7 protein-coding genes and 1 rRNA gene are annotated in these 8,902 nt (G+C 36.6%); 5 read left to right on the top strand and 3 right to left on the bottom strand.

The features are described 5' to 3' along the window. On the bottom strand, positions 1-2,468 hold a 2,468-nt coding region (locus DVW83_RS13745), incomplete at its 3' end, for a VWA domain-containing protein (protein ID WP_238699428.1). A 354-nt stretch (positions 2,469-2,822) separates the two neighbouring features. Between DVW83_RS13745 and DVW83_RS13740 the strand changes: the two genes are divergently transcribed. Then, positions 2,823-4,313, top strand: a complete 1,491-nt coding sequence (locus DVW83_RS13740) for a helix-turn-helix domain-containing protein (RefSeq protein ID WP_104660922.1) — start codon at positions 2,823-2,825, stop codon at positions 4,311-4,313. A 65-nt stretch (positions 4,314-4,378) separates the two neighbouring features. Here DVW83_RS13740 and efp read toward each other — a convergent pair whose 3' ends face one another. Next, a complete protein-coding gene (gene efp, locus DVW83_RS13735; protein ID WP_104660923.1) occupies positions 4,379-4,942 on the bottom strand; it encodes an elongation factor P in 564 nt (187 codons plus the stop codon). A gap of 365 nt (positions 4,943-5,307) precedes the next feature. Between efp and DVW83_RS13730 the strand changes: the two genes are divergently transcribed. The 4 genes from DVW83_RS13730 to DVW83_RS13715 all read left to right on the top strand — a co-directional run bounded on the left by DVW83_RS13730 (position 5,308) and on the right by DVW83_RS13715 (position 8,783). Next, entirely contained in the window at positions 5,308-6,225 is a 918-nt protein-coding gene (locus DVW83_RS13730) for a PLP-dependent cysteine synthase family protein (protein ID WP_104660924.1), read from the top strand. A 66-nt stretch (positions 6,226-6,291) separates the two neighbouring features. Continuing rightward, a complete protein-coding gene (locus DVW83_RS13725; RefSeq protein WP_104660925.1) occupies positions 6,292-7,440 on the top strand; it encodes a cystathionine gamma-synthase in 1,149 nt (382 codons plus the stop codon). A gap of 132 nt (positions 7,441-7,572) precedes the next feature. After that, the gene (locus tag DVW83_RS13720) at positions 7,573-8,031 is read left to right on the top strand and encodes an S-ribosylhomocysteine lyase (protein ID WP_104660926.1); all 459 of its coding nucleotides are present in this window, start codon (positions 7,573-7,575) and stop codon (positions 8,029-8,031) included. Between the two features lie 281 nt (positions 8,032-8,312). Beyond that, complete coding sequence (locus DVW83_RS13715) at positions 8,313-8,783, top strand: glutathione peroxidase (RefSeq protein ID WP_104660927.1); 471 nt, start codon at positions 8,313-8,315, stop codon at positions 8,781-8,783. A gap of 42 nt (positions 8,784-8,825) precedes the next feature. Here DVW83_RS13715 and rrf read toward each other — a convergent pair. After that, positions 8,826-8,902: ribosomal RNA gene (gene rrf / locus DVW83_RS16175) — 5S ribosomal RNA — on the bottom strand; the annotation flags it as partial.

Raw genomic sequence — 8,902 nt, 5'->3', positions numbered from 1 at the left:
ACATCAAGTGTCCCACCCTTTAATTGGAAAATAGCCCCTTCTAGAGGTTGTTCACCTGAAGAAGATTGTTTGATCACCTTCACGTTCAACGGTGTAAACTGTTTGGTGTTTTTCCAAGTCGTATTGTCCAACTGCTTAGAGGTATAACCAGGTACATCAAGTTCTGTGATAGCTTGGTAGGTGAAATCTTTCCCTTGATTGTTATATTTTGGTAAGAACACATTTTCTTGATAACCAGCCCCACTTTTTTCAGAAAGTTGAACCACATCATTTCGTGTCCATGTATCCCCTGTGTCACTAGCTGGTTTATTCAATTGGACAAAGGCTGTTTGCCAACTGTTTGGATCGGCTGTTTGGGTTCGTTTCACTTCATACATTACATGATCTGGTCGACTACTTTTATCATGGTCGAATTCTTCCCATTGTTTCGTAAAGTTTAGTTTGACACCAGGTGCTTTCGCTGAAGGAATACCAAATTCTGCTAGCTCACTTGACTCAGATAATGGCTGCAAGGTTGTTCGTTCATTCATCTGATACCAATGATCCGGTTGGAATGTGTTGCCTTCCGTTTGGATACGTACCTGGTAATGGATCTGGATTTCTTGATCTTTACCTAAATAGATCTGATTGCTTTTGATCGTCGTACCATCTATAGTTACTTTTGGCATGACCTCTATTGAATTGGTCCCAACATCTTTGACTTCAAGAGAATGTTCTTCATAAATGAAAGGCTGCGCAATTGGGTCATTTACTTGTCCATTGGAGATCGTCCCAGAGAGATGGATCGCTTTTTTTGTCAAATAATCGGAGATGTCCGATGCTTTTGCTGCCGATTCGTAGTAAAATTCGCCATTCGCATCTTGAGAAACCATTTTACGCATTTTTGCTTCGACCTGGGTCTTAGATAGTCCTGCAGCTTCATCTCCTTGTAATTGGATACCCAGTCCATGGATCTCAATTCCTTTTTCTTTCAATGCCATTGCTTCACCGATCGTTGCGATGAAAGTACTATTGATGAGTTTGTTTTCTCCATATTGATCCTGTGCATACATTGGTCGCGCAATCAATGACGTGTTGCCTGGTTGATCTTCTCTGTCCGAGAAAACAGTGCCGTAATACTCTTTACCTTCTTCTGTATGGACTTTTGTTACTTGATAAGAAAACGTTGGTACGCCATCGGTTAATAAAACGATGATTTTTTCATGTCCATTATTATTTGAAAGCATATTACCAGCTTCTCGCAAAGCTTTTTGCGTAAACGTTCCACCTTGAGTGTACAAAGGGGTCAAGTTTTTCACTTGGTCCTTCACTGAATCAAAAGGCGCAATCGGTAATTCAGCATTGCTATAAGAATAGCCATTACTAGAATAGCCCACATAACCTAAATTGATTTTATCTGTTACCCCACTATGATCCAGTGTATCAATAAAATTATTGATTCCCCTTCGCACTTCTGTTAACCGGTGTTCTTCGTTCATACTTCCAGACCAGTCAACCACCAGAACGATATCTAGCGGTGCTACTTCTTTTTGGACATTCCCCCGAACATTTAAAAAAACATCATATAAACCTGGGGTTGTCGTCTCCTTAGCAAATTTTCGGATAGCGTAGTCTGCATTTGTGCCCGTTCCCCCGTATTCAATATAGGAATTCGTTTTATTATCTGAGTCGCCATCCCAATCAGTGAGACCATCCCAGTGATTACTAGCGTCTTTATTTCCTTGATGGTTGATGACATTCACATCCCCCGTTGGTTTCCAACCAGCCTTAGGATAGACACCTGTTTCATCGGTCGTATATTCTGGTTGAATCGCGTCTAACACCCGTTTCGTTGATGGTAAAGAAGACAACACAGGCGCTTCAAACGGTTTAGTAATCTTTTCTTCACTTGTTTCTTCTGTTGTAGCTGCTGTTTCTTTCATCTGTTCCTTTGTTGTAGATGTATGGAACATAGACGACTGGCTTGTTTCTTTCGTTAATTGCGTATTGGGGTCTGCCTTGACTTGACTGAACATTTTTTTCACTGGTTTGGATAACAACATGTTTTCATTTTGCTGTTGGACTTGTAGAGAAACTTCAAGTTTCTCACTTTCTTCTGGCCAATCAATTTTGATTTTTTTTACTATCTCATTCGTAAAAAAATCAGTCGTAGTCACCCACGTTTTTCCATTAAGATCAGAATATTCAGTATATTCATCAGAAATAGAAAAGGAGACTGGTTGCTTTGTTTCTTTATCTGCTATCTCCAGTAGAAATCTTCTTCCTTCTGTGTTTGCATGGACTTTTGTTTCCAAGACAAGTTCATCTGAAGTTTGATAACTAGTTACTTCACCATATTGATTATTGAGTACTTCACTACTTGAACCGTCCATCGCTTCTACAGGTTTTTCCATGCTTTGGAATAGCAAATGAATGAAAAAAACGATTCCTATCACACCCAACAAATAGAAAAGATAGCTCTTCTTCATTCTTTTCCCTCCTTAGAAAAAATTTAAAATTCAATTGAATAGTATAAAAAAAAGAGAAAAATAACTAATTTTTCTCCGTCTCTTTTTATTTGTTTTTCATGAAAATAAAATCGTTATAGAAAACTAGGAGATCCTAAATAGTTAAGACGTTTTAAGAAAGTTCCGTGTTATTCATCTGTTTATAAAAATGTTATTTTTTCTTAAAATAAAAAAAATAAGCTATAACTTTGAAATAACATAAATATCCTTATTTCTTTAATTATTTAAAAAAATTTAAAATGTGAGACAAGTATTTACAGAAGAGAAAAAATACGTTAATAATGGTACTACTAAATTAGAAAAGAGGGTGATTAATTGATCGAGCAGATACTATTAGATGAGCATGCAAGAGGGAAATTACATGTTTATGGAAAATTACTGACCCTACCTCCTGGTGAATATATGTTGGATCATTTACGAGAAAATCTAGAAGTAGCAATCAGCCAAGTTCGATTAAAAAAATTACTTGTTTCCATTCAAGAAGATCTAGAGAATATCTATGAAACAAAAATATTTTCTTCTAAAAAGAAGTTATTTATAGCTGAAGAAATGATTCAGTACAATCAATATCAGCATTTTCTTTCAACTAAAAGCATTCCCTATCAGTTGCTGCTCAGTATCATCACAAACAAAGATGCTGACCTTATGGCCTTTTGCCAACGAAATTATATCAGTCGTTCAACTTGTTTTCGTCAGACGAAAAAATTAGCCCACTATTTGAAGGAACACGAGATTACGTTAAATCTATCAAACTTAACGATAACTGGTTCAGAAATGTTGATAAGGATCATTTTTTTCAATTTCTTTTGGTTCGTTTCTTTAGGAGAAAGTTTAGATGAACTCAGTTTTAGCCATGAACTAGAAAAATTAATTTATAGACATGAAGGTACAAATTTAAAAAATAAGTTTGAGATTGGCAAGAGAGAAGCAATGCTTCATTGTAAGATCAGCCTTTTACGTATAAAAAATGGTCATTTTACTGATATCTATCAGCTAACTACAACCTCCTTTATTCCTAATGGAACAAAGTTGGATTTTTTTTATGATTATTTCCAAATCGCTGACCTGAAACTAGATATCCTAGAAGTCAACTCTTTGTTTTATTTGTTTTATTATTGGCCATTCCTTACTTCTAATCAGGATATTCGATTTCCTGTCATTGCCCATTCTTATCAGAAAATAAACGACTCTTTAAAAAAAATATTGCAAGAATTCAATACACACTGTAACCAATATATCAGCGATTTTCAGCTTCAAGAAAATCCGTCTCTTTACTTGAATATTTATCTTTCATTTTTGAATTTTAGTTTGTTCAAACAAAAGATTCCTTTAACAACCTTTTTTATTTCTTCCTACATCACAGAGAAATATCCTATGCTCCATATCTTGACCTCTAAATTAGAAAGTTTTTGGAGAAAAGTAGCACACCGTAAAAATTTTTCATGGCTAAAAACTTGTAGCAAGGATCTAGCTTTTATCCAAGCCTGTCTACTTTATCCGCACTATGTAAAACTAGAAGAGAAGTATAAATTGAAAGTAGGATTCATTGACGTCTCAGAGCATTTGATTTCCTCTGAAATCATTAATTTGGTCGAGAAGATCCCTTTTGTCGATATTGAGAGAATCACTCTTCCGATCACTAAAGAATTCGATTTTTTTATCTTCGGCTCTCCCCTTTTGGTACCAGATAGATTGGACCCATCCACCTATCTCGTTGTCGATTTTTGTCGCTATAAAGATTTCGGAACGACACTTTATCAAAAAATTTTGAAGGTTCATAACACAAAATTACAAGAACAGGCATAAAAAATAAGGACTCTTGATGCGTTCCATTCTTGGATACCATCAAAAGCCCTTATTTTAGTTAAAAATTATTTTGACGCACGTTTCACGTAAGTGCCTTCTGCTGTGTTGATTTCAAGTAGTTCATCTGCTTCAACGAAATCAGGAACGTTGACAACTAGACCTGTTTCCATTGTAGCTGGTTTACCTGAACCAGTAACAGTAGCCCCTTTGATTGAAGGTTGTGTATCAACGACACGCAACACAACAGTTGTTGGCAATTGAACCCCGATCACTTCACTACCAAAAAATTGAATTTTAACTTCCATATTTTCTAGGATGTATTTCATTTCTTCTTCTACAGTTTCAACTGGAATTTCATATTGTTCATATGTTTCAAGATCCATGAAGAATGCTGTATCGTCCATTGTGTATAAATATTGGACAGCCTTCGTATCGATGTGTGCTTTTTCAAATTTTTCTTCTGGTCTAAAAGTCGTATCGTAAGTTGCTCCTGAACGAATGTCTTTTAATTTCATACGCATAACTGTATTTCCTTTACCAGGTTTGTGGTGGCTTGCGTCTAAAACTTTAATTAGTTTGCCGTCTTGAACAAATGTCATTCCGGCTCTTAAATCACTTGCTGAGATCATTATTTTTGCTCCTTCTTATCTTAATCATAATCAACTTTATTGTATCAGACAACTGTCCATAAAACTAGGAAATTATCTCTTTTTAAGGTTTAGTCTTTGACTTTCGATTTTTTTCATGCTATTTTTAACTCAATTCTTTTTTGGAGGGAACTAACATGACTATCAGCAATCATAAAGAATTGAATCGTTGCTGTTGTATGGTGCTTAAAAGCAGCATACTATTCGTCATGTCTATTGATAGCCCTTCATATAGTTGAGTATCTCTATTTACATTTATCCTTTAATGGACACTCATCTGATGATTTTTCAAGGAGCTGATTTAATAGTCAGCTCCTTTTTTATTTTATATTTTTTAGGAGGAACTCATGATTATTACTACGATTACAGATGTGATTGGTTCAACACCCCTTTTTAAATTCACTGAAAAAGATTATCCCATGCCTAAAGATTCAGTGATCTATGCTAAATTAGAAAATTTAAATCCAGGAGGAAGTATCAAAGATCGCTTAGGGAAATATTTAATAACTGCTGGCATACAAACAGGGAAAATCACAAAAAGTACGACCATTATCGAACCCACTGCCGGCAACACAGGTATTGGTCTTGCAATTGCCGCATTGAGCTACCAGTTAAAAACGATTTTTGTCGTTCCAGAAAAATTCAGTCTTGAGAAACAGCAGTTGATGAAAGCACTAGGCGCTACCATCATTCATACACCAAGTGAGTTAGGCATTCTGGGTGCGATTGAAAAAAGCAAAGAGTTAGCACAAGCGATACCTGACAGTTATCTCCCTTTACAGTTTGAAAATCCTGATAACCCTGCTGCATATTACCATACGCTAGGCCCAGAAGTTCTTCAGGAATTAGGAGATCAACTCACTAGTTTTGTTGCTGGTATCGGAAGTGGCGGAACTTTTGCAGGAACAGCCAGCTATTTGAAGGAACAGATTCCTGCCATTCAATTAATTGGCGTTGAACCTGAAGGCTCCATTTTAAACGGTGGAGAACCACACACTCATGCAATTGAAGGGATCGGGGTAGAGTTCACTCCACCTTTTCTTGCAACACTTCCGATTACTCGCTTTGAAACGATTTCTGACAAAGAGGGGTTCGACTATACAAGACAGTTAGCTGAAAAAAATGGCTTGTTGGTTGGCAGTTCTAGTGGTGCTGCTTTTGCTGCTGCTTTACATGAGGTCCAACGTTTACCAGAGAAAAGTACGGTTGTAACGATTTTTCCAGACACAGCTGATCGTTATCTATCTAAGGGAATCTATGAATAAAAACATGCTTTTTTAGATTAACTTGTTATCAAATAAAAGAATCATACACTTTAGGAGGAAATAATCATGCACATTCAAACAAAATTGATTCACGGTGGAATTAGCGAAGATCCAACTACTGGAGCAGTCAGTGTTCCCATCTATCAAACCTCAACTTACCGTCAAAACGGTGTGGGCAAACCCAAACACTATGAGTATTCTCGTTCAGGTAATCCAACTCGGTTTGCTTTAGAAGAACTGATTGCTGATTTAGAAGGCGGAGTAAAAGGCTTTGCTTTTGCTTCCGGTTTAGCTGGTATCCATGCCGTATTTTCCCTTTTTCAAGCTGGTGATCATCTCTTATTAGGGGATGATGTCTATGGTGGAACATTCCGCTTGTTTGACAAAGTCCTCACCAAAAATGGCTTAGAGTATACGATCATCGATACCAGTGATTTAACTCAAATTGAAAATGCTATCCAACCAAATACTAAAGCTTTATACCTAGAGTCACCAAGTAATCCATTGTTAAAAATCACTGATCTTGAAAAAAGTGCTGAGATTGCCAAAAAACATCATTTACTTACAATCGTTGATAATACCTTTGCCACACCTTATTTTCAGAAACCTCTTGATTTAGGTGCAGATATTGTTTTACACAGCGGTACAAAATATTTAGGTGGGCATAGTGATGTCATTGCTGGCCTTGTCACTACCAATAATGAAGAATTAGCTGACTCCATCGCTTTTTACCAAAATGCAATAGGTGGTGTGTTAGGCCCACAAGACAGTTGGCTACTGCAACGGGGAATCAAAACATTAGGTGTACGTATGGAAGAACATCAAAAAAATGCCTTTCGCGTAGCTGAATTTTTAGCAAACTACCCTAAAGTAGAAAAAGTCTATTATCCTGGTTTAGCTACTCATCCAAATCACACACTCGCACAAGCACAGATGAGTGGATTTAGTGGGATGGTTTCCTTTACGTTAAAACAAGATGAAGAAGCAATTCCCTTCGTAGAAGCATTACAATTATTTATCCTAGGTGAAAGCTTGGGAGGCGTTGAAAGTCTCGTCGAAATTCCTTCTGTTATGACCCATGCGTCTGTTCCCAAAGAAAAACGGGAAGCAGCAGGAATCAAAGATGGCTTGATCCGATTGTCAGTAGGTATCGAATATGGAGAAGATCTTTTAGATGATTTGACCCAAGCATTCGAACACTTAATAAAAAGATAAAAATCATTTCAGATTACTACACCTTAAAAGAAATAAGTGTTAGAATCTATATGAATAGCAGCTTGATTATGGAATGTTCACTATTTTCTTCCATAAACAGCTAGTATGAACAATAGTTAGGGGTAATCACACATGAGAATGAACGTTGAAAGTTTTAATCTTGATCACACAAAAGTAAAAGCACCTTATATCCGAGTTGCTGACCGTAAAACGGGAGAACATGGGGATGTTATCATTAAATATGATGTCCGTTTCAAACAACCAAACAAAGAACACATGGACATGCCAAGTCTACATTCTTTAGAACATTTAACAGCAGAATTGATTCGTAACCATGCGGACTATATTGTTGACTGGTCTCCAATGGGATGCCAAACAGGTTTTTATCTAACTGTTTTAAACCATGAAAGTTATGATGATATTTTAGATATCTTAGAAAAAACGATGAAAGACGTACTAGAAGCAACGGAAGTACCAGCAAGTAATGAAACTCAATGTGGCTGGGCTGCTAGTCACACATTAGAAGGTGCACAAGCATTAGCACGCGAATTCTTAGCAAAACGTGACGAATGGTCTGAAGTAGAAGCTTAAACACCCTTTTTTAGACAAAAATGTGTCTGGATAATTCACTATATTCGAGCTATTCAAACACTTGATTGAATAAACAGACTAGCTACTTAATCAAAATAAGCGTATGATTTGAGCACAATCAATTTATGTATTCTAAGAGATTATATAAGACTATTTTGCTCTGAAAAAGCCGGACGATCTGAAGATACTTTTCAATATTTTTGAGATTGTCTGGCTTTTTTTAATCGTTTCATGAAGCAATAAATCATAATATTTTGGAAATACCTTAGGAGGAATTACTGATGAGCATTTATGACTTTACCGCCACACTAGAAAATGGCACAAGCTATTCATTAGATAAATACAAAGGTCACCCGATGATCATTGTCAATACAGCTACGAAATGCGGATTAGCACCACAGTTCAAACAATTAGAAGAACTTTACGAACAATATCAATCTAAAGGTTTGATCATTTTGGGATTTCCATCGAATCAATTCAAACAAGAAGTTGACGATGCAAGTGATGCCGCTGAAGCTTGTCGCACCACATACGGAGTTACCTTCCCGATGCACCAACTGACTGAAGTCAATGGGTCGCATACCGATCCACTTTTTGCTTATCTAAAAGAACACGCGTCTGGCACATTAACAAATGCAATCAAATGGAATTTCACTAAATTTTTAGTAGATAAAAATGGTGAGGTCGTTGAACGATTCTCTCCACAAACTTCTCCCACAAAAATGGTTGATGCGATTGAAGCAGTTTTATAGAAAAAAAAGCAGATGAACAAAGTTCATCTGCTTTTACCATTTGCGTGGCGACGTCCTACTCTCACAAGGGGCAACCCCTCACTACAATCGGCGCTAAGAAGCTTAACTTCTGTGTTCGG

It is taken from the genome of Enterococcus sp. VV15, from assembly GCF_005236045.1.
Taxonomy (GTDB): domain Bacteria; phylum Bacillota; class Bacilli; order Lactobacillales; family Enterococcaceae; genus Enterococcus_B; species Enterococcus_B durans.
The sequence above is the reverse complement of the archived record's forward strand: the minus strand, read 5'-3'. Positions and strand labels throughout refer to the sequence as shown.